Raw genomic sequence first — 24,872 nt, 5'->3', positions numbered from 1 at the left:
TGCATCACATTACTGTTCGGGACGGCGGGATTGGGTAAGGGCCGTAAGTCGTTGCGGGCCAGTGTGATCGGTGGGATTCCGGGCGCCACGTGGTGATCTTGATGGAAAGGGGTGGTCGGATGGCGTCGATACATTGGACATCGATCCAGTAGTTCCCACCCACGGAGGAATCCGGTGAACATCATCGATCTCGGCTCGTCAGCGCTGAACCTGGCGAACACGGTTACCGGCATCTTGGCGAACGTAACCTATATCCTCCAGGCCTGGGGCGTTCTCTGATCCGAGTCGGAAGCTGTTCCCCGCAGACATGGGGGTGACCCGCCGCTGCACGCTGGAAACGTTGTTTGCTCCCCGCGCATGTGGGGTTGATCCGATTTTGGCGAAACTCACCTACCTTCTGCACGCCTCCCCGCGAAGCCCGCGCGGCAACACCGCGCGGGTTTCGTGATGTCGGGATCGTGTTCGTCTCAGCCGGTAGCCCGCCCCCACTACGTGTCCCACCCCCACGCAACCACTACCTGCGCCTGTTGCCACGGCACTAAATGCCAAGCAATACGCCGCAGGCGCTAGCTCTTCCTCTACCGTAGGCACGGTCGACGCCGAGAGGGGCCGTGTGATGCGAACAGGGATGCTCGAACTCACGCAGTTGCGCGCGCGGGTCGAATCGGGGGAGATCGATACGGTGCTCGTCGCGATGACCGACATGCAGGGGCGGCTCCAGGGGAAGCGCTGCGCGGCACGGTATTTCCTGGACGAGGTGGTCGGGCACGCCACCGAGGCGTGCGACTACCTGCTGGCGGTCGACGTCGAGATGACCACCGTCGACGGCTACGCGATGTCCTCGTGGGACACCGGCTACGGCGACTTCGTCCTGCGCCCCGACCTCACCACGCTGCGCCTGGTGCCGTGGCAGCCCGGCACGGCGCTGGTGCTGTGCGATGTGGAGCGCGTACAACCCGTGGGCGCACCGGTCGTGGCCTCTCCGCGCCAGGTGCTGCGCCGCCAGCTGGACCGGCTGGCCGAGCACGGCCTGCGCGCCTACGTCGGCACCGAACTCGAATTCCTGGTCTTCGACGACAGTTACGAGGTGGCCTGGCGCGCCGGATATCGCGACCTGACCCCGGCCAACCAGTACAACGTGGACTATTCGATGCTCGGCACCGCCCGCGTCGAGCCCCTGCTGCGCCGCATCCGCAACGAGATGGCCGGTGCCGGAATGTATGTCGAGTCGGCCAAGGGCGAGTGCAATCCGGGCCAGCACGAGATCGCGTTCCGCTTCGACGAAGCCATGGTCACCTGCGACAACCACAGTATCTACAAGACCGGTGCGAAGGAGATCGCCGCCCAGGAAGGCCGCAGCCTCACCTTCATGGCGAAATACGATGAGCGCGAGGGCAACTCGTGCCACATCCACCTGAGCCTGCGGGACGGGTCGGGCGCGCCGGTGTTCGCCGGAGACGGCCCCGGCGGCCTGTCCCCGCTCATGCGCCACTTCCTCGCGGGCCAGCTGGACTGCCTGCGCGAATTCACCTACTTCCTCGCGCCGAACATCAACTCCTACAAGCGATTCGTGCCGGGCAGCTTCGCACCGACCGTCCTGGCCTGGGGTCGCGACAACCGCACCTGCGCGCTGCGCGTGGTGGGGGAGGGACCCTCGCTGCGCGTGGAGAACCGCATCCCGGGCGGCGACGTGAATCCCTATCTCGCGGTGGCGGCCTCGATCGCCGCCGGGTTGCACGGCATCGAGCACCGGCTGCCGCTGGAACCGGAGTTCCACGGCAACGCCTACCGCTCCCACCGTCCGCGGGTGCCCGCCACCCTGCGGGAGGCGGCGCAGTTGTTCGGTGAGAGCGCCGTCGCTCGAACGGCTTTCGGCGCCGACGTAGTGGAGCACTACCGCAACGCCGCGCGGGTCGAGCTGGACGCCTACGACGCGGCCGTCACAGACTGGGAGCGGGTGCGTGGCTTCGAACGACTCTGACGGCGACCGCCGTCCCGTCCTCGGGCTGCCGACCTACGCCGAGCGGACGCGGTTCGGCGACTGGGACGTGCCCGCCGCCGTCCTGCACCACGACTACGTCGAGATGGTGGTGCGCGCGGGCGGCATCCCGGTGCTGCTGCCGCCGGGCGGGGTGGCGCGGCCTGAACTGGTGGACCGGCTGGACGGGCTGCTGCTCACCGGCGGCGCGGACATCGAGCCGGCTCGCTACGGCCGCCCGCCCGCCGCGCTCGGCTACACCCGCGCCGATCGCGACGAGTCGGAGTTCGCGCTGTTCGCCCTCGCGCTGGCCGCGGGCCTGCCGATCCTCGCGGTGTGCCGCGGCTTGCAGCTGGTCAACGTGGCGTTGGGCGGCACCCTGATCCAGCATGTGCCGGACGTGGTGGGGCACGAGCAGCACTCCGGCGGGCCGGGATCGTTCGGAGACGTGCGGGTGCGCACCGTCGGCGGCACCCGCGTATCGGGACTGGTCGGCGCCGAGGCGACGGTGCGCTGTCACCATCACCAGGCGATCGACGCCCTCGCGCCGGGTCTGGTGGTGAGCGCGCGCGCCGACGACGGCACGATCGAGGCGATCGAACGGCCCGGCGAGGGATTCCTCGTGGGCGTCCAATGGCATCCGGAAGCCGACCGGGACGACGACCGGCTGGTGCGGGGATTGGTCGCCGCCGCGTCCGGGCGGACCGGTGGGAGCGGAGAGGAGTGGAACGGATGGTGACCACCGAGGTGGTGAACCCCGCGACCGAAAAGGTCGTGGCGACAGTAGAACTCGCCGATCTGGCCGCGACCGACGCCGCCGTCGACCGGGCGGTCCGCGCGTCGGAGTCGTGGCGCGCGATGGCGCCGGGCGACCGCGCCCGGCTGCTGCGTCGCTTCGCCGAGGCGGTCGACGCCGACCTCGGGGAACTGGCACGGCTCGAGGTCGAGAACTCCGGCCACACCTTGGGCAACGCCCGGTGGGAGGCCGGAAACGTCCGCGACGTCCTGCATTTCGCGGCCGGGATGCCGGAGCGGTTGTCCGGCAGGCAGATTCCCGTCGCGGGTGGGCTGGACGTGACCTTCCACGAGCCGCTCGGCGTGGTCGGCGTGATCGTGCCGTGGAACTTCCCGATGCCCATCGCCGCGTGGGGGTTCGCGCCCGCGCTGGCGGCGGGCAACGCCGTGGTGCTCAAACCCGCCGAACTCACCCCGCTCACCGCGCTGCGCCTGGCCGAACTGGCGCGCGCGGCGGGCATTCCGGACGACGTGTTCCAGGTACTGCCCGGCAAGGGCTCGGTGGTGGGGGAGCGGTTCGTCACCCATCCCGCCGTGCGCAAAGTGGTGTTCACCGGGTCGACGGAGGTCGGCAAGCGGATCATGGCGGGCTGCGCCGAGCAGGTGAAGCGGGTGACGCTGGAACTCGGCGGCAAGAGCGCCAATATCGTGTTCGCCGACGCGGACCTGGAGCGCGCCGCGGCCACCGCGCCCTACGGCGTGTTCGACAACGCCGGGCAGGACTGCTGCGCGCGCTCGCGAATTCTCTTGCAGCGCAGTGTGTTCGACCGGTTCCTGGAGCTGTTCGAACCGGCGGTGCGCGGTGTGCAGGTCGGTGACCCCGGCGCGGACGGCACCGAGATGGGCCCGCTGATCTCGGCGGCGCATCGTGAAAGGGTCGCGGGATTCGTCACGCCGGGCGAAGTGGCGTTCACCGGTGACTGCCCGAGCGGCCCGGGATATTGGTACCCGCCGACGGTCGTGCTGCCCACTTCGCCGACCGCCCGTGTGCTCACCGAAGAAGTGTTCGGCCCGGTGGTGACGGTGCAGCCCTTCGAGGACGAGGCCGACGCACTGCGCCTGGCCAACGACACCGAATACGGTCTGTCCGGCTCGATCTGGACCAACGACCTCGGCCGCGCCCTGCGCGTGAGTCGCGGGGTGGCGGCCGGGAACCTGTCGGTGAACTCGCACTCGTCGGTGCGGTACTGGACGCCGTTCGGCGGGTTCAAACAGTCCGGGCTCGGCCGCGAACTCGGCCCCGACGCGGCGCTGGCCTTCACCGAGACCAAGAACGTCTTCCTCGCCACCGAGTGAGTGGTTCAGGCCATCCCACGAAAGGAGATGCGTTGCAGCGCTTACAGGATCGGGTCGCCGTGGTCACCGGCGGCGGCAGCGGGATCGGCCTGGCCACCGTGCGCCGCTTCGCCGCCGAGGGCGCGCGGGTGGTGGTCGCCGATATCGACGCCGCCGCGGGCGAGCGCGCCGCCGAGGAGGCGGGCGGGCTGTTCGTGCGCGCCGACGTGACCGACGAGGAGCAGGTGCGCGCCCTGTTCGAGGCGGCGGTCGCCGCGTACGGCGGCCTGGACATCGCGTTCAATAACGCGGGCATCTCCCCGCCTGAGGACGATTCGATCCGCACCACCGGTCTGGACGCCTGGCGCCGGGTGCAGGAGGTGAACCTCACGTCGGTGTACCTGTGCAGCAAGTACGCCATCGAGCACATGCTGGTGCGCGGCAAGGGGTCGATCATCAACACCGCCTCGTTCGTCGCGGTGATGGGCGCGGCCACCTCGCAGATCTCCTACACGGCCTCCAAAGGCGGCGTGCTGGCCATGAGCCGCGAGTTGGGGGTGCAGTTCGCGCGGGAGGGCATCCGCGTGAACGCGCTGTGTCCCGGCCCGGTGAACACCCCGCTGCTGGCGGAGTTGTTCGCGAAGGACCCGGAGCGCGCGGCGCGCAGGCTGGTGCACATCCCGGTCGGGCGGTTCGCCGAACCGGAGGAGATCGCGGCCGCCGTCGCGTTCCTGGCCAGCGATGACGCCTCCTTCATCACCGCGTCGCAGTTCCTGGTGGACGGCGGCATCTCGGGCGCCTACGTCACCCCGCTCTGACGCCCCTATGACCACTGTCACAATTCGTGGTTGCCGCGCAGGTGAGCGGGTAGATGCCGAACGGGTGATCGGGCCCGCGCCGTTTGGGTTCCGCCGCGGCGGGTAACGCCTCCTTCCGTGCCCGGCCGCTCGTCGCGCCCGGGCCCGATCGACGAATCGAGGCCCACGGGGCGCATCGGGTGAGGAGGCGGAGATGACCGACCGCGCACAGGAGGCGAGGCCGCTGAAACGGTCGGTGGCCGCGTCCGCGATGGGCAACGCCACCGAGTGGTTCGACTACGGCGTGTACGCCGCGACCGCCACCTACCTCACCGACGCGTTCTTCCCCGGCGAGCTCGGCACCCTCGGCACCATGCTGGGCTTCGCCATCTCGTTCCTGCTGCGCCCGCTCGGCGGCATGGTGTGGGGCCCGCTCGGCGATCGCATCGGCCGCAAAGCGGTGCTGGCCACCACGATTCTGCTGATGTCGGCCGCCACCGGCCTCATCGGCCTGCTGCCGACGCACTCCTCGGTGGGCGTGCTCGCGCCGATCCTGCTCATCCTGCTGCGCGTGGTCCAGGGCTTCTCCACCGGCGGCGAATACGGCGGCGCGGCCACCTATCTGGCCGAATGCGCGACCGACCGCAGGCGCGGATTCCTCGGCAGCTTCCTCGAATTCGGCACCCTCGCCGGCTTCGTCGGCGGTTCGGCCGTGGTGCTCGCCTGCCAGCTCGCGCTGGGGTCGGAGGCCATGCACGACTGGGGCTGGCGCATCCCGTTCCTGATCGCCGTGCCGCTGGGCCTCACCGGCTGGTACCTGCGCGCCAAGCTGGACGAATCGCCGGTGTTCGAGGAGGTCGCCGAGAAGCCGCACCCGCCGACCGGCCTGCGCGAGCTGGTCACCGGCTACCGCCGCGAGCTGCTCACCCTGGGCGGTCTGGTGATCGCGCTGAACGTGGTCAACTACACGCTGCTCACCTACCAGCCCACCTATCTCCAGAACACCATCGGCATGTCGGAATCGGGCACCACCGCCATGATGCTGACCGGCCAGATCGTGATGATGCTGGTGCTGCCGTTCTTCGGGCTGCTCTCCGACCGCGTCGGGCGCAGGCCGCTGTGGCTGGTCTCGCTGGTGGGTCTCGCGGTGGCCGCCGTGCCGATGTACTGGCTGATGGGGCAGGGAACCGCCTGGGCCATCACGGGATTCATCGTGCTCGGCCTGCTGTACGTGCCGCAGCTGGCCACGATCAGCTCCACCTTCCCGGCGATCTTCCCGACGCACGTGCGCTACGCCGGTTTCGCGCTGGCCTACAACGTGTCGACGGCCGCGTTCGGCGGCACCGCGCCGCTGGTCAACGAGGCCGCCATCGAGTCGACCGGGTGGTCGCTGTTCCCCGCGGCGTACATGGTGGGCGCCTCGCTGATCGGCCTGGTGGCCTGGGCGTACCTGCGCGAGACGGCGGGAACGTCGTTGCGCGGCACCGAGGTTCCCGACGCGGAGCGCGCGGCGGTGCCGGTGAGCTGACCCGCTACTTCGGCCAGGCGTCCTCCACGACGACCCCGCCTTCGGCACGCGCCTTCGCGTACTGTTCGGCGATCCACGCGACGGGATAGGTCGGCCACAGCGACACCGCGCCGGTTTCCTTGTCTATCACCGACATCGAGCCGGCCGCGAGCGGCGGTGGCACGCCTTCCCCGTTCGCCGCGAGCGGTCCGAGTACGCCCGACACCACGAAACAGGTGTCGAATTCCGTGATGACAGTGGTGATTTCGTCCCCGGCCTGGCGGGGGAAGTACTTGTCGGCAATCCCCCGGGCGGCCGTGGCGTCCACCGGTGTGGCCGCGCCGGTGGGGTAGGCGTGGACTCGCATGGCCGAGACTGTATCCCGCGCGGGCGGGCCGCGGAGGGGCTGTGCGAAGGACGCCGTGCGAGAAAGGGCCCGGCCGCTCCTGCTCCCCCCTCCTGGAGCAGGTTCGGCCGGGCTCGGAAGAACCATGCCTCGGGGGGCTTGACAGGGGCTTAAGGAGGGCTTATCGGGTCAGAGCACGGCCTGGGTCTGGGTCACCTTGGCGACGAGCTTGCCCGCGTCGTCGTGGATCTCGGTCTCCACCACGATGAACGAACGGCCGGCGTGCAGCGCGCGGGCCGAGGCCACCGCGTGCCCGGAACGGATCGCGCGCAGGAAGTTGGTATTGGACTCCACGGTGGTGGTGCCCTGCTTGCCCTCGGGCAGGTTCAGGAACGCGCACACCGCGCCGGTCGCGTCGGCCAAGGCCATCAGGACGCCGCCGTGCAGCGCGCCGCCCAGCGTGCACAGCGACTCGTCCCAGGCCAGGCGGCTGCGCACCAGGGCGGGGCCGTGTTCGAGCACCTCGACGCCGAGGCGTTCGGTGAACGGCATGGACTGATGGAACAGGGCGGTGCCGGTCTCGTCGATCATGGGGGCCATGCTGCCCGGCGCGGGCGCGCCGGTCGATTACCCGCGAGGTAATCGGCGCCGATCCGCGCGGGGATGGCGGGAACTGGCGAGTCAGCCGATCCGCGCGACGAGTGCGGCGGGCAGGTGCGGCAGCGCCGCGCCGATCAGGCGCCAGGGCCAGGCCGGGACGCACGCGCGGGTCTGTTCGCGCTCGATCGCCCGCACCATCGCGGTCACGCCCTTGTCCAGCGGCGCCACCAGCTTCGCGTCACCCGCCTTCGCGGCCATATCGGTGGCGATGAAGCCGGGCAGCAGAGTGGTGACGGCGATCGGCGTGCGCGCCAGCTCGGTGCTCAGCGCGTCGCCCAGCGCGGCCAGGCCGGCCTTGCTCGCCGAGTACGCGGCCTTCTTCTTCGGCAGCCCGCGCAGCGCGCTGATCGAGGACACCAGCACCAGGTGCCCGGCGTTCTGCTCGCGGAAGATCTCCAGCGCCGCCTCGGCCTGGGCCAGCGCGCTGACGAAGTTGGTGGTGGCGGTGGCCAGGTTGGCGTCGGCGCGCCCGCTGCCGATCACCGCGCCCTTGCCGAGGCCCGCGTTCACGATCACCCGGTCCAGGCCGCCGAGTTCGGCGCGCAGCTCGCCGAAGACGCGCGGCACCTCCGCGTGGTCGTTCACGTCGAGCGCGCGGATCGCCACGGTGCTGCCGGGGTGCGCGGCGGTGAGTTCGGCGCGCAACTCCTCGAGCAGTTCGGTACGACGGGCGCACAGCCCGAGATCGCGTCCCTCGGCGGCGAACGCCCGCGCCATGCCCGCGCCCAGCCCGGAGCTGGCGCCGGTGATCAGAATCCTCTGCCTCGTCATGCGGCGACCCTAATGCGCGGGCCGCCCCGCTCAGAAGCCGGCTGAGCCCGTGGACGGCGGCGGGGGCAGCATCCGCCACGCGCCGCAGTTCTCGGTCTTGAACGCGACGTCGGTCGGTTTGATCACCACGCGCACCGGGGCGAGGCGGGTGAAGTTGTTGCCGATGATGTAGTTCATGTTCGTGTTGTCGCCCTCGACCTTCCACAGCCTGCGCCAATCGCAGCCGTAGGCGGGGTCGGGCGTGCCCGGCGACTCCCACACACCGGGGAAGATGTCGACGCCCACCAGGTAGAGCCCGTCGCCGGGCATGACGGTGGCGGGTTGGGCGGCGGCGGTGCCCGCCCCGAGCAGGGTGGCCGCGGACGCCATCGCGCCCGCGATCAAGAGCGTGCTGGCACGCATGACGTTGTTCTCCTCCGGCTCGCGTGTCGCCCGAGTCGGGCGGCTGACCTGCTGAGATCCCCGTGTCTCGAAGGCCAGATCTACCAGAGTCCCGGCGCGCCGTCCCTCGATTCAAGAGATTTCTGTCACATTCACCGGGGGCGCGGTCGTGTTTCGGGGTGGAATGGTTGCTGGACCGGCGGGAATGTGTCGCCAGGGCGGCTTGATCCGCATCCGACGAGCCCGCTCTATACCGATTGACCAGGCAGAATGCGGGCCGAGTGTCGGGTAACAGTTCGGTAACCAGGGTTGCCCCGCCGTGTCGGGCGTTGCAAGAGTGAACCACTGGGTTTGGTGTTACTAGTGGGAAGGGAGGGGTGCTCCGTCCCGGGGCGCCGACCGAACATGAAGCCGAGCATCATCAAGGCCGGTATCTCCACCGCCGTCACGGCCGCGGTAACCGTCACCCTCGCCGGAATCGCCCCGCTCACCGCGTCGGCCGAACCGGTGTCCCCCGAGAACGCCGCCAGGCTCACGGGCACCACGGTGTTCCTCGATCCCGGCCACCAGGGCCCCGGTCACGCCGAGAACCTCGGCAGACAGGTCTCCGACGGACGCGGCGGCACCAAGGACTGCCAGACCACCGGTATGACCTCCGTGCACGGCGTGCCGGAACACACCATCAACTGGAACGTCTCCCAGCTGGTCAAGACCGCGCTCGAACACCTGGGCGCGCGCGTGGTGCTCAGCCGCGCCGACGACACCGGCTGGGGCGGCTGCATCGACGAGCGCGCCCGCGCCGCCAACGAGTCCGGCGCCGCCGTCGCGGTGAGCATCCACGCCGACAGCGCACCGCCCGCCGAGCGCGGCTTCCACCTCATCGTGCCCGCGCTGCCGATCCCGGATTCCCAGGCTGACGCGGCGCAGTCCGGCGAGGGTCGCGCGCTCAGCGAATCGGTGCGCGACGCCTACCTCGCGGCCGGCTTCCCCGCCGCCACCTACGCGGGCATCCAGAACGGATTGCAGACCCGCACCGATATCGCAGGCCCCGCGCTGACCCGGGTGCCGCTGGTGTTCGTGGAGATGGGCAACGGCGCCAACGCCGACGACGCGACCGAACTCGGCAGCCCGGAAGGGCAGTTGAAGCACGCGGTCGCCATCACCACCGGTCTGGTGAACCACCTGCTGGGCGGCGCGCCGCCGGCCGACACCCCGGCTGCCGCACCGGAATCGCCCACCGCCGCACCGACTTCGGCACCGGCGCCCGCCGATCCGCAGCCGGAGGCCGCGCCGACCTCCGAACCGCAGACCCCGGCCGCGCAAGCTCCCGGGTCACCACAGGTTCCGGCGGCACTCGCGCCGCCGAGCCGTCCCGCGCCCGGTGCGGAGCCTTCGGCGCCGCTGCGGCCGAAGACGCCCACGCTGCCCGGCTCCTCGCCCGACGAGTCGAGTTCGCTGGTCGGCACCGTGATGAAACTACTCATGCCGCTCGCGGGTGCGCTCGGCATGGACGACACCAGGATCACGGCCGAGCTGATCAACCTGGCCTACACCCTCGCCAGCGCCCTGCTCTCGCCGACCGACTGACCGGGCGGCGCGGCTTCACCCGGAAAGCACGGCCGCGCGGGCCGCTATGGTGGTCCGCGTGGCTGACCGGATACCTGTCCTGATCGTCGCCGGGTTCCTCGGAGCGGGCAAGACCACGCTGCTCAACCACCTGCTGCGCAACAATCGCGGCACCCGGATCGGTGTGGTCGTCAACGACTTCGGCGCCGTCAATATCGACGCCATGCTGGTCGCGGGCCAGGTGGACGCGATGGTGTCGCTCGGCAACGGCTGCGTGTGCTGCGCCGTCGACGTCTCCGAGCTCGACGACCTGTTCACCCGCCTGACCGAACCGCGCGCCGGGATCGACGTGATCGTGGTGGAGGCCAGCGGTCTCGCGGAGCCGCGCAACCTGATCCGCATGGTCCTCGGCAGCGAGAACCCCCGCATCCGCTACGGCGGGCTGGTCGAGGTGGTCGACGCCGAACTGTTCGGCGAATCCCGCGCCCGCCACCCGGAACTCGCCACCCACCTGCGCCTGGCCGACCTCGTCGTGGTGAACAAGGCCGACCGCGTGCCCGAGGCCGACCTCGAGGCCCTGCGCGCGGAGTTGACCGACCTGGTGGGGCAGGTTCCGGTGTACGCGACCACGCGCGGGCGCATCGACCCCGGCCTGCTCTTCGACGAGCCGCTGCGCGCCGAGCCGCGCGTCGCCGAACAGCTGAGCTTCGATTCGTTGCTCGCCGAGCACGACCACGATCACAACGACCCGGACCACAAGCACCTGCACGACGACTACACCAGCGTCAGCTTCACCAGCGATCGCGATCTGGACCCGCGCGCGCTGATCGGTTTCCTGGAGGACCCGCCGCGCGGACTGTTCCGCGCCAAGGGGTTCGCGGCGTTCGGCGTCGCGGCCGAGCGCCGGAAGTTCGAGCTGCACATGGTCGGCAGGCATATCGTGTTCGAGCCGAGCCCGTGGCGGCGCGGCGAACGGCGCGCCAGCAACCTCGTGCTCATCGGCGCGGGCCTGCCCGCCGACCGTGCGCTGGCGCGTCTGCGTGACACGGTGCACACCGGCGAGGACCCCCTCGACGAGCGGGCCATGCTGGGCGTTTGGCGCTACACGCCGCACTGAGTACGCACATTGGCGCGTTTGCCGCGAGCTGGCGCGTTCGGTGCTGGCGGCGCCACCTGGTTTGCCGCGACACTGCTAGCACGCCCGCCGCCGCGTCGGTGCACTGCGCCGCGCGAGGGGCCGGATGGGTCGGACGTTCGTTCTGCGAGTGAGGGGAGAGTTCGGTGTCCGAGACCTGGGAGAGCGCCACCGCCTACGTGATCGCGGCCCTGGAGGCCAAAGGGACGGCGACGCGCCACGACTTCGACGTACCCGCCATCGTCGCCGCGAGCCGCGATATCGCCGACAGCTGGGATTTCCGCGCCATCGAGGCCGCCACCTTCTGGCGTATCGCGGCCACGTTCCTGCGCGTGTGAGCACCGGGCGATATGCCGGGTGCCCGTGACCCACTACCGCTCAGTCGAAGCGTTCGGCCTGGCGCGCGCCGCCCTCGACGCGCCAGCGCCGGGCGGCCCGCCGGATCGAGCCCGCGTCGGAATAGCCCAGCAGCTGGGCTTGGCGGGACCGGCTCAGCGGGCCCGTCGCCCTGGCCGCGCGCAGCCGGTCGGCGCGCGCCCGGTCCAGTTCCTTGCGCCAGGTGGTGCCCGCTTCCATGAGCCTGCGCTGCAAGGTGCGCGGACTGGTGGCCAGGCGCCGGGCGACGGCGTCGAGCGAGGTGTCGCCGGCGGCGAACGCGTCGGCGAGGGCGTCGGCGACCCGCTGCGGCCAGGCCGAGGGCAGCGGCGGTGGCGGCGGCAGCGCGGCCGCCAGCGGGCGCAGGATCTTCGCCAGCACCGGATCGGCGGTCGTGAGCGGCAGGGACATATCCGCGGTGCGGAAGACGAGGGCGTCGGCGTCGGCCTCGAATTCGACGGCGTCGGTACCGAAGACCTCGACGTAGGCGCGGTGGTCGGCGGGCGCGCGTCTGCGCAGCGTGACCCGCAGCGGCACCAGCGGACCGTCGACCACGCGCCGCGCGCGGCTGAGCACCGCGCTCAACCCCCACAGCTGGGTGAGGTCGCGGCCCAGGCCCTCGCCGTCGATCATCTCCAGGTACAGCGCCGTCTCGTGCTCGTCGTGGGTGACCAGGTCGAAGCGGTGATTGGTGGTGACCGCCGAGACGTAGGGCCCGCAGGTGGCCAGCCCCTCGCCGAGCGTCGGCGCGGTGGCGAACAGGTAGTCGTAGAGCCCGAGGCTGCGCAGTTCGTAGCGGTGCGCGACCCGCAGCGGGATGTCCGGATCACCCAGGCCGTGCGCCGCGAGTTCCCACAGGCGCGAGAAGGTCTGGCTGGGCAAGTGGACGTCGTCGCCCGACATGGTCCACACCGGTAGCCCGGTCTCTTTGATCAATCGGTCGCGGTCCAGCCCGGCGGCCGTCAGCTGCGAGATGACGAAGCGATGCAGCAGCACCTGATCGGTTCCCACGCGTCCTCCTGCCGTCCGGGGCGGAACAACTCCGGACGAGAACGCTAACGTCGCCGGATGTGATCCGTCATCGGATTCGGGTTACGACCTTGTCAGCCGGCCGTGACATCACCCACAGGCGTTGACCCACTCGGACATGCCGTCGGCGAAGCGCTGCCGCTTCCAGATCGGCACCTCGTGTTTGATCCGGTCGACCAGCGCCGCGCACACCGTGAACGCCTCGGCCCGGTGCGGCGCGGCCACCGCGACGACGATCGCGAGATCGCCGATGGTGAGCGGGCCCACGCGGTGCACCGCCGCGACGGGCAGCCCACTCGCCGCGGCCGCGCTCGCGCAGCACTCCCGCAGGAAGCGCTCGGCCTGCGGGTGCGCGGAGTACTCCAGCGCCGATACGGTTTGTCCGCCATCGTGGTTGCGCACCTTGCCGGTGAACACCACGACCGCGCCGTGCTCCGGCCCGGTCACGGCGGCCTCGACTTCGGCGGGATCGAGCGGCTGGTCGCTGATGCGGGCCAGCCGCACGGTGCTTTCAGACGCGGTCATGGTCGCCGCCTCCGGTCACTTGGGCCAGCAGATGGTCGAGCAGCGGTTCCAGCACGGCCATACCGTCTTTCACGCCGCCGGGGGATCCGGGCAGGTTCACGATCACCGAGCGGCCCGCCAGTCCGGCGACGCCCCGGCTGAGGGCGGCGAGCGGGAACTTCTCGGCGCCACGCCGACGGATCTCCTCGGCGACGCCGGGCAGTTCCCGGTCCAGCAGGGCGAGTGTCGCCTCGGGAGTGGCGTCGGTGGGGGAGGCGCCGGTGCCGCCCGTGGTGATCACCAGCGCGGGGGCGGGGCTCAGCGCGTCGGCGAGGCCGGCGGCGATCTCGGCGTCGGCGTAGACCAGCGGGCCGCGCACCGAGAAGCCCTGGCGCGTCAGCCATTCCACGAGCACGGGGCCGGTGGTGTCGGTAGCCGTGCCCGCCGACGCACGGGTGGAGGCGACCACGACGACCGCGGATCGCGGTGCGGGACCGCCGTTTTCGGTGGGGTCCGATGCTGTGATGCGCGGATGGTCCGCGCCGGGACCCGGACTCTCCGCGGCGTTCGTGCCTTCGCCCTCGTGATGCTCGGCGCCGGGACGTTCCCAATGTCCGCGCTTCCCGCCGTCTTTGGTGAGCAGCCGCACCCCGTTCAGCACCGCCGCCGGGTCCACCGCCTTCACCATGTCGTGCAGGGTGAGGCCGGCCACTGCGACAGCGGTGAGCGCCTCCATCTCGACGCCGGTGGGGCCCTTGGTCTTCGCGGTCGCCTCGATCGTGATGGTGTCGCCGGTGAACCCGAACTCCACCTTCACCGAGGAGAGCGCGAGCTGATGACACAGGGGGATCAGCTCGGAAGTCTTCTTGGCACCGGCGATTCCGGCCAGGCGCGCGGTGGACAGCACGTCGGCCTTCGGGAGTCCGTCGGCGCGCACCAGTGCCACCACCTCGGGCGTGGTGTGCAGCGCCCCGGCCGCCACCGCGACGCGCACGGTGTCGGCCTTCGCGCTCACGTCGACCATGCGGGCGCGGCCTTCCCGGTCGAGATGGGACAGCTCACTCATGACACCAGCCTGGCACAGCGGGCCCGCGGCCCCGACGGCGCGCTCACAGTTCCCGCACCGTCACGGGAGTGCCCGCGGGGAGGTCGGTGGCCTCGGCGGGCACGTCGATCAGCACGTCGGCCTTGGCCATCCCGGCCACCAGGTGCGAACCAGGGCCGGACACCGAGGTGACGCCGCCTTCGGTGAGCCGCCCGCGCAGGAACTGGCGCCGCCCGGCGGGGGAGCGCACGTCCTCGAGCAGCGCGACCGTGCTGACGCGCACCGGCGGCAGACCGGCGAGGTGGCGCAGGATCGGGCGCGCGAACACCTCGAACGACACCATGGTGCTCACCGGATTGCCCGGAAAGCTCAGTACCGGAACGCCGTCCACCACCGTGAGCCCCTGCGGACCACCCGGTTGCACGGCTACCGACCCGAATTCGCCGCCGCGGGCGGCCAGTACATCGCGCGCCACCTCGAAATCGCCCTTGGAGACGCCGCCGGTGGTGAACACCACATCAGCGGATCGCGTTGCGGCCGTGAGCAATCGGCCGAACACCCCGGGGTCGTCCACACTGTGCTCGACGGACTGCACCGCCACCCCGTTCGCGGTGAGCGCGGCCGCGAGCGCGATGCCGTTGGAGTTGTAGATCTGGCCCGGCCGCAGCGGCGTACCGGCGGCGACGAGTTCGTCCCCGGTGGTGATCACGGCCGCGCACACCGGCCGGAACACCGGAACCGTGGGCAGTCCGGCGGCCGCGAGGGCGGCGATGTGGCGGGGGTTCAGCGCCACACCCGCCGCGACGAGCAGTTCGCCCGCGCGCACGTCGGCGCCCGGCAGTCGCACGAATTCGCCCGCGCTGCGGCCTCTTTCGACCGTCACGCGGGCGCCGTCGGCGTGCGTGTCCTCCACCGGCACCACGCAGTCGGCGCCGGGCGGCATCGGCGCGCCGGTCATCACCTTCAGCGCCGCGCCCTCCGGCAGCGGCCGCCCCGGATCGCCCGCCGCCACCACGCCGGCCAGCGGCAGGGTGACGGGCGTGACCGCGACGGAGTCGGCGCGCACCGCGTACCCGTCCATCGCGGAGTTGCGGAACACCGGCAGGTCGATCGGCGCGCGGACGTCCTCGGCCAGCTGCCTGCCCAGCGCGGACGGCACCGCGACCGACTCCACGCGGCGCGCGGCCAGCGGCCGCAGCACCTGCTCGATGCGGTCGCGGTGGTCGTCGACGGACCGGGCCGTGGTTGCGGCCGACCGGTGTTTCATACCGGTCAGCCTATCCCCGCCACGCGCGTGCCCGGCGACCGTCCCCCGCCGCCCGCGCACCTCTCGCTACCGGAATCTCACGTACTGACATGGGAGTTTGTGAGATCTCGCCGGTTCTCGGCGCGGCGGCGGGGTGCCACGGCGAATCGGTCGACCGGTCATAATGGAGGGGTGACGTTGGTCGAGATGGGCATCCCCGCCGTGCGATCAGGGCGCCCCTCGCTCGACGGACGCCCTGAGACGCCGCTGCTGGTGGACCGTTTCGGCCGGGTGGCGCGCGATCTGCGGGTCTCGATCACCGAGAAGTGCTCGCTGCGCTGCACCTACTGCATGCCGGAGGAGGGGCTGCCGCCGATCCCGAAGGACGAACTGCTCACGGCGGGCGAGATCGTGCGCCTGGTCACCCTCGCGGTGCGCGAGCTGGGCGTGCGCGAGGTGCGGTTCACCGGCGGCGAGCCGCTGCTGCGGCGCGAACTCGAACAGATCGTCGCGGGCTGCCGCGCCCGGCTGCCGCGCCTGCCGATCGCCATGACCACCAACGGCGTCGGGCTCGAACATCGCGTACGCGGTCTCGTCGCGGCCGGGCTCACCCGTGTGAACGTCTCGCTCGACACCGTCGACCGGCACGCCTTCGCCCGGCTCACCCGCCGCGACCGGTTGCCCTCGGTGCTGGCAGGCATCCGCGCCGCCCGCGAGGCCGGGCTCGCGCCGGTCAAGGTGAACGCCGTGCTCATGCGCGAAAACCTCTCCGGCGCACCGGATCTGCTGCGCTGGTGCCTGGACGAGGGCTGCGAGCTGCGGTTCATCGAGGAGATGCCGCTCGACGCCGACCACGAGTGGGCGCGCGCCAATATGGTGACCGCCGCCGAACTGCTCGACGTGCTGGGCTCCCGGTTCACCCTCACCCCGGCCGGGCGCGCCGACCCCTCGGCCCCGGCCGAGAAGTGGCTGGTGGACGGCGGACCCGCCACCGTCGGCGTGATCGCGACCGTCACCCGCAAGTTCTGCGAGAGCTGCGACCGCACCCGCCTCACCGCCGACGGCATGCTGCGCTCGTGCCTGTTCAGCGATCAGGAGTTCGATGTGCGCCGCGCACTGCGTTCCGGCGCCAGCGACGACGACGTCGCCGAGATCTGGCGCGGCGCCATGTGGCAGAAGTGGGCCGGGCACGGTATCGACGCCGCGGGGTTCGTCCCGCCCGAACGCACGATGGGAGCCATCGGTGGTTGAGGTCCGCTATTTCGCCGCCATCGCCGACGCCGTCGGCAAGGACAGCGAACACCTGTCGCTGCCCGCCGGGGCCACCGTCGCCGACCTGCGCACCGCGCTCGCCGACACCTACGGCCCCGACCTGGACAAGATGCTCGGCGTGTGCGCGTACCTGGTGGACGACGAACTCACCCGCGACCCGTCGACCACCCTCACCCCGCGCGTGGACGTGTTGCCGCCCTTCGCGGGCGGGTAATACTTCCGTCGCGACCAGCCTGTCCCGGGTGCTCAGCCCGGGGCTGAGCGTCGTCCCCCGCGCCGACGGTCACCTGAGCGGTCCACACGCCGGATACGCCCGGGCTTCGGGCCGGGATCTCGGCGCTGGCGCCGCCGTGCGGGTCGCAGCACCACAAGTGTCGGCCGGGCTACAGTCGGCGCATGGTGCGCAGTCAGGCTTCGGACGTCGACGAATATCTCGCCGAGCTGCCCGAGGAGCGGCGGGCGGCGCTGACCCGGTTGCGGGAGCTGTGCCGGGCCGAACTGCCGGGATTCACCGAGGTCATGGCCTACGGGATGCCGAACTACGCGCGCGACGGCGTCGGCGAGGTCGCATTCGCCGGTCAGAAGCAGTACCTGTCGATCTACCTGCTGCGCACGGAGGTACGCGAGATGTTCGCCGACCGGCTGGCGGGATACGACATGGGCAAGGGCTGCCTGCGCTTTCGCCGGGCCGACCAGGTGGACTTCGATCTGGTCCGCGATCTGCTGCGGGCCACGGCCGCACTGCCGCCCGGCTCGATCTGCTGACGCCGGAAAATTTCTTCCGGCCTCGATGTAGAGAACGCGCCGCACGGTTCGTCGTCCTGGTAGAGAAGGGGTATCAGGCCCCTCGCAGCGAGGAAGGATGACGCCATGCACTATCTGGCTACGTTGGTGGGGCGCGAGGACGTCCCGGCCGCCCAGCCCGGTTCACCGGAGTTCGACGCCGAGGTCGCGCTGTACGCGGCGTTCGAGGAGCGCGAAGCCGCGGCCGTCGCGGGCGGCGCGGCGCTCTACCCGTCCGACGCGGCGCTGCACGTGCGGCGCGCGGACGGCCGCACCCTGGTCACCGACGGCCCCTACGCCGAACAGGCCGAGATCGTGGGCGGGTTCTACGTCTTCGAGGCCGCCGATCTGGACGAGGCCATCGGCCTGGCCCGGCAGCTGCCCGCCGCCGAGACCGGCGGCATCGAGGTGCGCCCGTTCGCCGAGTGGTTGCCCCACGACACCCCGCGCGCGGACTGGTGGGTGGCGCTGCTGTGGGAGCGGCCCGACGCGGTGGTCGAACCTGGCACACCGGAGTGGGACGCGATGGCGGCCGAACACGGCCGGTTCGGCGAGAAGTACGCCGACGCGATCCGCGGCGGCGGGGCGCTGCGCCCGCCGTCCACCGCCACCACGGTCCGGGTGCGCGACGGACGGCTCCTGCTCACCGACGGCCCCTACCCCGAGTTCGCCGAGGTGGTCGACGGGCTCTACCTGTTCGCCGCCGACAGCCGCGAACGGGCCGCCGAGATCGCCTTGGCCATCCCGCTCGGCGCGGGCGGCCGCGCCGAGGTGCGACAGGTCGTCGAGCTGGACGACTGAGCGTGCGCACCGGCCCGGCCGTCACCCTCGACGCGGTCTACCGCGCCGAATTCGGCCGGGCCGTGGCGACCGTGGCCCGGCTGGCGGGCGATATCGGGCTGGCCGAGGACGCGGTGCAGGAGGCGTTCGCCGACGCGATGCGCACCTGGCCCGAGCGCGGGTGGCCCGCCAATCCGGGCGCCTGGATCACCACGGCCGCCCGGCACCGCGCCCTGGACCGGTTGCGGCGCGAATCGGCCAGGGCGGACAAGGAATACGACGCGGCACTGCTGCGCGCGCCGGTCGAGGAGGCCGAGGTGTCCCCGGTGGCCGATGACCAGCTGCGGATGATCTTCACCTGCTGCCATCCGGCGCTGTCGCCGCCGTCGCAGGTGGCGCTCACCCTGCGCCTGGTGTGCGGCCTGCGCACGGCCGAGATCGCGCGGCTGTTCCTGCAACCGGAACACACGGTGGCGCAACGGCTCACGCGCGCCAAGGCGAAGATCCGCCAGGCCGGTATCCCGCTGCGGGTGCCGCCGCCGCACCTGCTGCCCGACCGGGTGCCGGTGGTGCTGTCGTGCGTGTATCTGGTGTTCACCGAAGGGTATTCGGCGACCTCCGGTCCGGTCGCGGTGCGCGACGAACTGTGCGACGAGGCGATCCGGCTCGGCAGGCTGGTGTGCGGACTGCTGCCGGAGGAACCGGAGGCGCGGGCGTTGCTCGCGCTGATGCTGTTGCAGGACAGCAGGCGTGCACAGCGCCGGTCCGCCGACGGGGAATCGGTGCCGCTCGACGAGCAGGACCGCGCGCGGTGGGATCGCGCCGCGATCGCGGCCGGACTGTCCTGTCTGCACGCGGCGGCGGCCGGGGGATCGGGACCGTATCTGGCGCAGGCACGCATCGCCGCGGCGCACGCCACGGCGCCGAGCTGGGGCGAAACCGATTGGCACGCGGTACTTTCCGGCTACGACGAGCTGCTCGGGTATGCCGATTCCCCGGTGATCCGCGTGAATCGCGCCGTGGCGGTGGGTTTCGCGCACGGCTTCGCCGCCGGTCTCGCGGCACTGAACGAGGTGGCGGCCGATCCGCGGCTGGCCGGTACCCACGTCGTGCCCGCCACCCGCGCCGACCTCTTGCGCCGGGCGGGCCGCCCGCGCGAGGCCGCCGAACACTATCGCGCCGCGCTGGCCACCGTCGGCAACGACCAGACCCGCCGCTTCCTCGCCCGCCGTCTCGCCGAGGTCGAGGCGGGCTGAATCCGCCGGATCCGTACCTGGCCCGCGACGGTCCGCGATTCCTCCCGCGAGTACCAGGTTCTCTCGGAAGGAGTCGCATGGCTGGCACGGTGCTGGCGTTCTACCTGGTGTTCGCCGCGGGCGGATTCGGTTGGCGCAGTCGGCTGCACTACCGGCGCACGGGGCCGACCGGATTACTCGGGGAGCGTGGCGAGCACGGGTCGGCGGCGTGGTTCGCGGAGCTCTCGTTCGTCGTGGCGGTGGTGTGCGCGGTGGCGGCCCCGGTCGCCCAGCTGTTCGGTTGGTGGACCCGATCTCGTTGCTGGACAACGGAATAGTTCGAACCATCGGTGTGCTTCTCGCGCCGGCGGGCCTGGTGTGCACCGTGGGCTTCGCGCTGGTCGTCGCCGGCATCGAAGGACACGTCCGCGTGGTGGAGGAGCCGTATCTGCGCCGCGTGCACGGCGATCGCTACCGGGACCACACCGCCGAGGTGGGGCGCTTCGTCCCGCTGCTCGGCCGCACCGCCCGCTGAAAGTCGTTCAGCGCCACCAGGTGTCGAGCGGCGTCACGGGTACGGCGCGCTTGTGCCTGGTGTTGGTGAAGATCGACTCCAGCTTCGCGGCGACCTCGGGGGCGACGTCCTTGCCCTCGAGGTAATCGTCGATCTCGCTGTAGCGCAGGCCGAGCGCCTCCTCGTCGGGCAGCGCGGGCCGGTCGTCCTCCAGATCGGCGGTGGGCACCTTCGACCAGATGCTGGCGGGTGCGCCCAATTCCTGGAGCAGCGCCGCGCCCTGGCTCTTGGTGAGCCCGGTGAGCGGGGTCAGGTCCACGCCGCCGTCGCCGTACTTGGTGAAAAACCCGGTGACGGCCTCCGCCGCGTGATCGGTGCCCACCACCAGCAGGTTCTCCTGTCCGGCCAGGGCGTACTGGATCACCATCCGCTCGCGGGCCTTGATATTGCCGCGCACGAAATCCCGCAGCCGCTCGGCGCCCAGCGCGGCGGCGGCCTCGGCGGCGACGGCGTCGGCGCCCGGTCGCACGTCCACGGTGACCGCGCGATCCGGCGCGATGAACGTCATCGCGATCGCGGCGTCGGCCTCGTCGGCCTGCACGCCGTAGGGCAGGCGCACCGCGAGGAAGGTGGCGTCGTGGCCCTCGGCGCGCAGCTCCTCGGCCGCCAGCTGGCACAGCCTGCCGGTGAGCGCGCTGTCCTGTCCGCCGCTGATGCCGAGCACGAATCCCCGTGCGGGCGTGGCGCGCAGGTACTCCTTCAGGAAGTCGACCCGCCGCCGCACCTCGACCTTCGGTTCGATCTCGGGCCGGACGCCCAGTTCGGCGATGATCTGTTCGCGCACGCTAGCCATGACGCCTCACTCTACCGGCGGGCGCGGCGCGACCAGCCGGCGTACGAGCACCTCCCAGTTGTCGCCGATCTGCTCGAGCGTGTAGCCGAGCACGCCGCGCTGATGCACCACCAGCAGGGCGCCGAGCGGGGCGAGCAGCGTATCGGCGAGCAGCGGGATCTCGCCCGACGCGTCGGCCTCGCGCAGCAGCATCATGAGGTGCGCCTTGTGCAGGTTGTACGGGCTGCCCGCGTACCGTTCGGCGGCCTCGCCGACCTCCGCGGCCCGGTGCAGATGCCCCTCCAGCTCGTAGTCGGTGAGCCGCGCGCGGCCGAACGCGACGATCCGCTCCAGGGGCGGCACGCCGGGGCCCAGCGGCGGCGGGCCGAACATGAACGCCTCCTGGAACTTGCGTTCGGAGTGGTCGAGCAGCGCCAGCATCAGGCCGGCGCGGCTGCCGAACCGCCGGAACACCGTGCCCTTGCCGACGCCGGCGCGCTTGGCGACCTCGTCCATGGTCAGGTTGTCGACGCCGTGCTCGCGCACCAGTTCCTGGGCGGCGTCCAGCAGCAACCTGCGGTTGCGGGCGGCGTCGGCGCGCTCGGTGGGCTCGCCGGGACCGAGCCGGACGGCGCCGACGGGGAGCAGCGGACGCTCGGCGAGCGGGCCGCCGGACGAAGGTGTGCGGTAGGTCACAGAGATTCTCGCCGTCTCCCGGGAAGTAATCGGACCGAGGTCCGGTTAATCACGAAGGTAAGCAGGGACATCACATTCAGTACACCAGGAGATCTCATGGCCCAGACCCGGATCCTCGCACTCGTCGGCAGCCTGCGCGCGGGCTCGATCAACCGGCAGCTCGCCGAGGCCGCCGCGCAGACGGCGCCGGAGGGCGTCGAGATCGACATCTACGAAGGCCTCGGCGACATCCCGTTCTACAACGAGGACATCGACACCCCCGAGTCGGCGCCCGCGGCCGCCGAGCGGCTGCGCACCGCCGTCGGCGCGGCCGACGCCCTGCTGGTCATGACCCCGGAGTACAACGGCACTCTCTCGGCCGTGCTGAAGAACGCCATCGACTGGATCTCGCGCCCCTATGGCGCCGGTGTCATCAAGGGCAAGCCCGTGGCCATCGTGAGCGCGTCGATCAGCCCGAACGCCGCGCAGTGGGCGCACGGTGACGCGGTCAAGTCCGTGGGCGTCGCGGGCGGTGTCGTGGTGGAGGGCGCGCACGCGCACTTCGGCGTCATCGGCCAGCGCTTCGGCGAGGCGCACCCCCGCGAGGACGCCGAGGCGCTGACCCAGCTGGGCGCTTCCGTGCACGAGCTGCTCGAAGCGGTGCGGGCCGGCGTCTCCGCCTGATCTCGTCTCCGCCGCGCCCCCGCCTCGGTTCGCGAGGCGGGGGCGCTCGCGTGTGCCGGGTGTGCCGCGATGGGTCGTCCGGGGTGTTCGAGCCGGGTGTGGCGGGTGTGACGGAAGTGTTTGCTGAAGAAACGCTGCGACACAAAACTGTGATCTGGGGCACTGTCGTGTCGGGTTGCGAATCGAGCGTCCTGGTACTTCTGCCGGTGAAATTACATCTTTGCGACTCGCAACATGTCGTGTCGTTTCTTTCTGTCGGCCACTAGGTGTAGTGTCTTCGGTACTGGAAGACGGCGCGAGACACACCGCGTTGGGCTCCACCCCGAGGGGGCGTGAGCAGGAGTTTCTCGACCTGATCCAGGAGTTTGCGCAGCGTACGTCGGAACACGCACTGCACACGGATCACCGGCTGTGGATCAGGAGAGAGGGACACCAATGACCATCACCGTTTACACCAAGCCCGCTTGCGTTCAGTGCAATGCCACCTACAAGGCGCTCGACAAGGCCGGGGTGGACTACGAGGTCGTCGACATCTCCGTGAACGACGAGGCGCGTGACTACGTCATGGCGCTGGGATACCTGCAGGCGCCGGTCGTGGTGGCGGGCGAGGACCACTGGTCCGGCTTCCGCCCCGACCGCATCAAGGCCCTCGCCACCGTGGCGGCCTGATCGACACCAACCGGTCCGGTTCATCCGGGAAGGCAGGAGGGCAGGCCGTGACCGCGGACAACGCGCTGGTCTATTTCTCCAGCGCCTCGGAGAACACGCACCGTTTCGTCGAGAAGCTGGGCCTCCCGGCGACTCGCATACCGCTGCACACCGCCGATTCGCTGCGCGTGGACGAACCCTACGTGCTGATCGTCCCCACCTACGGGGGCGGTCGGCACGTCCTGGGGGGGAACAGATCCGACAAGGACTTCGTGCCGAGACAGGTCGCCAAGTTCCTCAACGATCCGCACAACCGCGCCCTGCTGCGCGGCGTGATCGCGGCGGGCAACACGAACTTCGGCGACACCTATTGCTATGCGGGAAAGGTGATCTCGCGCAAGTGCGGGGTGCCGTACCTGTACCGCTTCGAACTCATGGGAACCGCGCAGGACGTCGAGCGCGTCCGAGAGGGATTGGGATTGTTTTGGCAACAGCAACGACAGCGCCCGCTGGAAAGTCGGCCCGCCTAGAACAGCCGCCGGTGCGCACCGACGCCGCGACCGAGGGCCTGGACTACCACGCGCTCAACGCGATGCTGAACCTGTACGGTCCGGACGGCCGGATCCAGTTCGACAAGGACCGTGAGGCCGCCCGGCAGTACTTCCTCCAGCACGTCAACCAGAACACCGTCTTCTTCCACAATCTGGACGAGAAGCTGGACTACCTGGTCGAGGAGAACTACTACGAGACCGAGGTACTCGACAAGTACAGCCGCGAGTTCATCAAGAGCCTGTTCCAGCAGGCCTACGCCAAGAAGTTCCGGTTCCCGACCTTCCTCGGCGCGTTCAAGTACTACACCTCGTACACGCTCAAGACCTTCGACGGCAAGCGCTACCTGGAGCGGTTCGAGGACCGGGTCTGCATGGTCGCGCTGACCCTGGCCGACGGTGACGAGGACCTGGCCCGCAAGCTGGTCGAGGAGATCATCGACGGCCGCTTCCAACCGGCCACCCCCACCTTCCTCAACTCCGGCAAGAAGCAGCGCGGCGAACCGGTGAGCTGCTTCCCGGCGGGCACACCGGTGGACACCATCGACGGACCCCGCGCCATCGAGACCCTGCGACCCGGCGATCGTGTGCTGTCCCACGACGGCTCTTTCCGCGTGGTGGAGACGCTGGTGGAGAACCCGAACGATCAGGCGCTGGTGTCGATTTCGCACTTCGGGCACAAGGAGCCGATTCGGTGCACTCCCGAGCATCCGATCCTGGTGTGGACCTCCCGTGAGGTCGGCACTCTGATCGACGGTGACGGCGCCGATCCGTTCAACGGGTTCGTGTGGTTGGCCGCGCGGGACGTGCGACCGACCGACTTCATCGTGACGGCGGCACCGACCGTCGATCGCGCACGGCGCGTGTTCGATCTCATGGATCACACCGGTTCGGGTGTCTATGAAGAGGTCGACGGGCTGATCCGCAAGGTCAACACCGATGCCAAACATCGCAGTAGGGACCGGCACAGCCAACGTTTCGTCGCGGTGAACCGCTACGTCGAAGAGTCCTACGAACTGGGGCTGATTCTCGGCTGGTACCTGGCCGAGGGGCATGTGTCGAAGCGGTCGGGCCGTGACGATGAGCAGCCCAACGGCGTTCACTTCACCCTGGGTGCCCATGAGGTCGAATACCACGTCGAGCTGGGCATGGCGTTCAAGCAGGTGTTCGGAACCGATCTCTCCCTGCATACCAATCATTCCGACCACTCCACGAGGATGGTGTGCAACAGCAAAGTTGTCGCTTCCCTGTTGCTGTCGCTGGCAGGTACCGGCTACAACGCCAAGCAGCTGTCCCATGACGTGCTGACCGCAGACGAGGATTTTCAGCGTGGCCTGCTGGCCGGGCTGTTCCGTGGCGACGGGTGCAGTACTTCGGGCGGGATGATGCTCGATCTGGTCAACCCCGCACTTGTCGACCAGGTCCAGTTGATTCTGCGGCGTCTCGGCATCGTGTCGGTGGTCCGTGGCTACATCAACCAAGCGGGCAATG

28 protein-coding genes and 2 pseudogenes are annotated in these 24,872 nt (G+C 70.6%); 20 read left to right on the top strand and 10 right to left on the bottom strand.

What is annotated here, in order from left to right; genetic code table 11:
- Positions 1–616 precede the first annotated feature (616 nt).
- The 5 genes from DFR74_RS05200 to DFR74_RS05180 all read left to right on the top strand — a co-directional run bounded on the left by DFR74_RS05200 (position 617) and on the right by DFR74_RS05180 (position 6,373).
- A complete protein-coding gene (locus DFR74_RS05200; RefSeq protein ID WP_084537769.1) occupies positions 617–1,981 on the top strand; it encodes a glutamine synthetase family protein in 1,365 nt (454 codons plus the stop codon).
- Positions 1,962–2,717, top strand: a complete 756-nt coding sequence (locus tag DFR74_RS05195) for a gamma-glutamyl-gamma-aminobutyrate hydrolase family protein (protein WP_067510220.1) — start codon at positions 1,962–1,964, stop codon at positions 2,715–2,717. The genes DFR74_RS05200 and DFR74_RS05195 overlap by 20 nt, the downstream gene beginning before the upstream one ends.
- Complete coding sequence (locus DFR74_RS05190) at positions 2,711–4,069, top strand: aldehyde dehydrogenase family protein (protein WP_067510222.1); 1,359 nt, start codon at positions 2,711–2,713, stop codon at positions 4,067–4,069. Before DFR74_RS05195 ends, DFR74_RS05190 begins: the two co-directional genes overlap by 7 nt.
- Positions 4,066–4,866 carry a 3-oxoacyl-ACP reductase gene (locus DFR74_RS05185; RefSeq protein WP_407675104.1) on the top strand — a complete coding sequence of 267 codons (801 nt, stop codon included), beginning with the start codon at positions 4,066–4,068 and terminating at the stop codon, positions 4,864–4,866. Before DFR74_RS05190 ends, DFR74_RS05185 begins: the two co-directional genes overlap by 4 nt.
- 193 nt (positions 4,867–5,059) lie before the next feature.
- The gene (locus tag DFR74_RS05180; RefSeq protein ID WP_067510226.1) at positions 5,060–6,373 is read left to right on the top strand and encodes an MFS transporter; all 1,314 of its coding nucleotides are present in this window, start codon (positions 5,060–5,062) and stop codon (positions 6,371–6,373) included.
- Positions 6,374–6,377: 4 nt separating this feature from the next.
- On the opposite strand, the gene DFR74_RS05175 is transcribed toward DFR74_RS05180, so the two are convergent.
- The 4 genes from DFR74_RS05175 to DFR74_RS05160 form a co-directional block, all read right to left on the bottom strand.
- On the bottom strand, positions 6,378–6,719 hold the full coding sequence (locus tag DFR74_RS05175; RefSeq protein ID WP_067510228.1) for a hypothetical protein: 342 nt from the start codon (positions 6,717–6,719) through the stop codon (positions 6,378–6,380).
- A gap of 168 nt (positions 6,720–6,887) precedes the next feature.
- On the bottom strand, positions 6,888–7,289 hold the full coding sequence (locus DFR74_RS05170) for a PaaI family thioesterase (protein WP_067510230.1): 402 nt from the start codon (positions 7,287–7,289) through the stop codon (positions 6,888–6,890).
- Between the two features lie 90 nt (positions 7,290–7,379).
- Positions 7,380–8,129 (bottom strand): SDR family oxidoreductase, encoded by a 750-nt coding sequence (locus DFR74_RS05165; protein WP_067510233.1) that lies wholly within the window; start codon positions 8,127–8,129, stop codon positions 7,380–7,382.
- Between the two features lie 30 nt (positions 8,130–8,159).
- Complete coding sequence (locus tag DFR74_RS05160) at positions 8,160–8,531, bottom strand: hypothetical protein (RefSeq protein ID WP_067510235.1); 372 nt, start codon at positions 8,529–8,531, stop codon at positions 8,160–8,162.
- A gap of 384 nt (positions 8,532–8,915) precedes the next feature.
- Between DFR74_RS05160 and DFR74_RS05155 the strand changes: the two genes are divergently transcribed.
- From DFR74_RS05155 to DFR74_RS05145, 3 genes are all read left to right on the top strand, one after another.
- The gene (locus DFR74_RS05155; protein WP_067510237.1) at positions 8,916–10,097 is read left to right on the top strand and encodes an N-acetylmuramoyl-L-alanine amidase; all 1,182 of its coding nucleotides are present in this window, start codon (positions 8,916–8,918) and stop codon (positions 10,095–10,097) included.
- A 46-nt stretch (positions 10,098–10,143) separates the two neighbouring features.
- A complete protein-coding gene (locus DFR74_RS05150) occupies positions 10,144–11,193 on the top strand; it encodes a CobW family GTP-binding protein (RefSeq protein ID WP_067510239.1) in 1,050 nt (349 codons plus the stop codon).
- Positions 11,194–11,357: 164 nt separating this feature from the next.
- Positions 11,358–11,549, top strand: coding sequence for a hypothetical protein (locus DFR74_RS05145; RefSeq protein ID WP_067510241.1), 192 nt, complete (start codon positions 11,358–11,360; stop codon positions 11,547–11,549).
- A 40-nt stretch (positions 11,550–11,589) separates the two neighbouring features.
- Here the strand turns inward: DFR74_RS05145 and DFR74_RS05140 are convergent, their stop codons facing one another.
- The 4 genes from DFR74_RS05140 to DFR74_RS05125 all read right to left on the bottom strand — a co-directional run bounded on the left by DFR74_RS05140 (position 11,590) and on the right by DFR74_RS05125 (position 15,431).
- Positions 11,590–12,597 carry an AraC family transcriptional regulator gene (locus DFR74_RS05140; protein WP_067510242.1) on the bottom strand — a complete coding sequence of 336 codons (1,008 nt, stop codon included), beginning with the start codon at positions 12,595–12,597 and terminating at the stop codon, positions 11,590–11,592.
- A 108-nt stretch (positions 12,598–12,705) separates the two neighbouring features.
- Positions 12,706–13,140 carry a molybdenum cofactor biosynthesis protein MoaE gene (locus DFR74_RS05135; RefSeq protein WP_067510244.1) on the bottom strand — a complete coding sequence of 145 codons (435 nt, stop codon included), beginning with the start codon at positions 13,138–13,140 and terminating at the stop codon, positions 12,706–12,708.
- Positions 13,127–14,185, bottom strand: coding sequence for a bifunctional molybdenum cofactor biosynthesis protein MoaC/MoaB (moaCB, locus tag DFR74_RS05130; RefSeq protein ID WP_067510246.1), 1,059 nt, complete (start codon positions 14,183–14,185; stop codon positions 13,127–13,129). The genes DFR74_RS05135 and moaCB overlap by 14 nt, the downstream gene beginning before the upstream one ends.
- 43 nt (positions 14,186–14,228) lie before the next feature.
- Positions 14,229–15,431, bottom strand: coding sequence for a molybdopterin molybdotransferase MoeA (locus DFR74_RS05125; RefSeq protein WP_067510249.1), 1,203 nt, complete (start codon positions 15,429–15,431; stop codon positions 14,229–14,231).
- A gap of 171 nt (positions 15,432–15,602) precedes the next feature.
- Between DFR74_RS05125 and moaA the strand changes: the two genes are divergently transcribed.
- The 7 genes from moaA (at position 15,603) to DFR74_RS37780 (ending at position 20,015) form a co-directional block, all read left to right on the top strand.
- Positions 15,603–16,661 (top strand): GTP 3',8-cyclase MoaA, encoded by a 1,059-nt coding sequence (gene moaA, locus DFR74_RS05120; protein ID WP_067510251.1) that lies wholly within the window; start codon positions 15,603–15,605, stop codon positions 16,659–16,661.
- The gene (locus DFR74_RS05115) at positions 16,654–16,896 is read left to right on the top strand and encodes a MoaD/ThiS family protein (protein WP_067510253.1); all 243 of its coding nucleotides are present in this window, start codon (positions 16,654–16,656) and stop codon (positions 16,894–16,896) included. The genes moaA and DFR74_RS05115 overlap by 8 nt, the downstream gene beginning before the upstream one ends.
- A gap of 182 nt (positions 16,897–17,078) precedes the next feature.
- The gene (locus DFR74_RS05110; RefSeq protein ID WP_067510255.1) at positions 17,079–17,447 is read left to right on the top strand and encodes an iron chaperone; all 369 of its coding nucleotides are present in this window, start codon (positions 17,079–17,081) and stop codon (positions 17,445–17,447) included.
- Positions 17,448–17,552: 105 nt separating this feature from the next.
- Entirely contained in the window at positions 17,553–18,266 is a 714-nt protein-coding gene (locus DFR74_RS05105; RefSeq protein WP_067510257.1) for a YciI family protein, read from the top strand.
- Between the two features lie 2 nt (positions 18,267–18,268).
- Positions 18,269–19,501, top strand: a complete 1,233-nt coding sequence (locus tag DFR74_RS05100) for an RNA polymerase sigma factor (protein ID WP_067510259.1) — start codon at positions 18,269–18,271, stop codon at positions 19,499–19,501.
- A gap of 77 nt (positions 19,502–19,578) precedes the next feature.
- Positions 19,579–19,818, top strand: coding sequence for a hypothetical protein (locus tag DFR74_RS37785; protein WP_067510261.1), 240 nt, complete (start codon positions 19,579–19,581; stop codon positions 19,816–19,818).
- Between the two features lie 14 nt (positions 19,819–19,832).
- Complete coding sequence (locus tag DFR74_RS37780; protein WP_067510263.1) at positions 19,833–20,015, top strand: hypothetical protein; 183 nt, start codon at positions 19,833–19,835, stop codon at positions 20,013–20,015.
- Positions 20,016–20,022: 7 nt separating this feature from the next.
- On the opposite strand, the gene nadE is transcribed toward DFR74_RS37780, so the two are convergent.
- Both nadE and DFR74_RS05085 read right to left on the bottom strand, forming a co-directional pair.
- The gene (gene nadE / locus DFR74_RS05090) at positions 20,023–20,847 is read right to left on the bottom strand and encodes an ammonia-dependent NAD(+) synthetase (RefSeq protein ID WP_067510264.1); all 825 of its coding nucleotides are present in this window, start codon (positions 20,845–20,847) and stop codon (positions 20,023–20,025) included.
- Positions 20,848–20,853: 6 nt separating this feature from the next.
- Positions 20,854–21,522, bottom strand: a complete 669-nt coding sequence (locus DFR74_RS05085; RefSeq protein ID WP_407675102.1) for a TetR/AcrR family transcriptional regulator — start codon at positions 21,520–21,522, stop codon at positions 20,854–20,856.
- Between the two features lie 96 nt (positions 21,523–21,618).
- Between DFR74_RS05085 and DFR74_RS05080 the strand changes: the two genes are divergently transcribed.
- From DFR74_RS05080 to DFR74_RS37770, 5 genes and pseudogenes are all read left to right on the top strand, one after another.
- Complete coding sequence (locus tag DFR74_RS05080) at positions 21,619–22,185, top strand: NAD(P)H-dependent oxidoreductase (protein ID WP_067510266.1); 567 nt, start codon at positions 21,619–21,621, stop codon at positions 22,183–22,185.
- Between the two features lie 435 nt (positions 22,186–22,620).
- The gene (nrdH, locus tag DFR74_RS05075; RefSeq protein ID WP_067510268.1) at positions 22,621–22,854 is read left to right on the top strand and encodes a glutaredoxin-like protein NrdH; all 234 of its coding nucleotides are present in this window, start codon (positions 22,621–22,623) and stop codon (positions 22,852–22,854) included.
- A gap of 47 nt (positions 22,855–22,901) precedes the next feature.
- Positions 22,902–23,363: a class Ib ribonucleoside-diphosphate reductase assembly flavoprotein NrdI gene (gene nrdI, locus DFR74_RS05070; RefSeq protein ID WP_067510270.1), complete on the top strand. Its 462-nt coding sequence runs from the start codon at positions 22,902–22,904 to the stop codon at positions 23,361–23,363.
- Between the two features lie 62 nt (positions 23,364–23,425).
- Positions 23,426–23,899: pseudogene (locus DFR74_RS37775) on the top strand (ribonucleotide reductase N-terminal alpha domain-containing protein); the annotation flags it as partial.
- Positions 23,888–24,841, top strand: a pseudogene (locus tag DFR74_RS37770) (LAGLIDADG family homing endonuclease); the annotation flags it as partial. The pseudogenes DFR74_RS37775 and DFR74_RS37770, both read left to right, overlap by 12 nt.
- Positions 24,842–24,872 lie beyond the last annotated feature (31 nt).

The organism is Nocardia puris, assembly GCF_003315035.1.
Classification (GTDB): Bacteria; Actinomycetota; Actinomycetes; order Mycobacteriales; family Mycobacteriaceae; genus Nocardia; species Nocardia puris.
The sequence above is the reverse complement of the archived record's forward strand: the minus strand, read 5'-3'. Positions and strand labels throughout refer to the sequence as shown.

Coding starts and splice junctions, on each gene's coding strand:
- DFR74_RS05200 (WP_084537769.1), top strand. CDS start 617: ATGCGAACAGGGATGCTCGAACTCACGCAGTTGCGCGCGCGGGTCGAA.
- DFR74_RS05190 (WP_067510222.1), top strand. CDS start 2,711: ATGGTGACCACCGAGGTGGTGAACCCCGCGACCGAAAAGGTCGTGGCG.
- DFR74_RS05180 (WP_067510226.1), top strand. CDS start 5,060: ATGACCGACCGCGCACAGGAGGCGAGGCCGCTGAAACGGTCGGTGGCC.
- DFR74_RS05175 (WP_067510228.1), bottom strand. CDS start 6,719: ATGCGAGTCCACGCCTACCCCACCGGCGCGGCCACACCGGTGGACGCC.
- DFR74_RS05170 (WP_067510230.1), bottom strand. CDS start 7,289: ATGATCGACGAGACCGGCACCGCCCTGTTCCATCAGTCCATGCCGTTC.
- DFR74_RS05165 (WP_067510233.1), bottom strand. CDS start 8,129: ATGACGAGGCAGAGGATTCTGATCACCGGCGCCAGCTCCGGGCTGGGC.
- DFR74_RS05160 (WP_067510235.1), bottom strand. CDS start 8,531: ATGCGTGCCAGCACGCTCTTGATCGCGGGCGCGATGGCGTCCGCGGCC.
- DFR74_RS05155 (WP_067510237.1), top strand. CDS start 8,916: ATGAAGCCGAGCATCATCAAGGCCGGTATCTCCACCGCCGTCACGGCC.
- DFR74_RS05150 (WP_067510239.1), top strand. CDS start 10,144: ATGGTGGTCCGCGTGGCTGACCGGATACCTGTCCTGATCGTCGCCGGG.
- DFR74_RS05135 (WP_067510244.1), bottom strand. CDS start 13,140: ATGACCGCGTCTGAAAGCACCGTGCGGCTGGCCCGCATCAGCGACCAG.
- moaCB (WP_067510246.1), bottom strand. CDS start 14,185: ATGAGTGAGCTGTCCCATCTCGACCGGGAAGGCCGCGCCCGCATGGTC.
- DFR74_RS05125 (WP_067510249.1), bottom strand. CDS start 15,431: ATGAAACACCGGTCGGCCGCAACCACGGCCCGGTCCGTCGACGACCAC.
- DFR74_RS05110 (WP_067510255.1), top strand. CDS start 17,079: ATGGTGCGCAGTCAGGCTTCGGACGTCGACGAATATCTCGCCGAGCTG.
- DFR74_RS05105 (WP_067510257.1), top strand. CDS start 17,553: ATGCACTATCTGGCTACGTTGGTGGGGCGCGAGGACGTCCCGGCCGCC.
- DFR74_RS37785 (WP_067510261.1), top strand. CDS start 19,579: ATGGCTGGCACGGTGCTGGCGTTCTACCTGGTGTTCGCCGCGGGCGGA.
- nadE (WP_067510264.1), bottom strand. CDS start 20,847: ATGGCTAGCGTGCGCGAACAGATCATCGCCGAACTGGGCGTCCGGCCC.
- DFR74_RS05080 (WP_067510266.1), top strand. CDS start 21,619: ATGGCCCAGACCCGGATCCTCGCACTCGTCGGCAGCCTGCGCGCGGGC.
- nrdH (WP_067510268.1), top strand. CDS start 22,621: ATGACCATCACCGTTTACACCAAGCCCGCTTGCGTTCAGTGCAATGCC.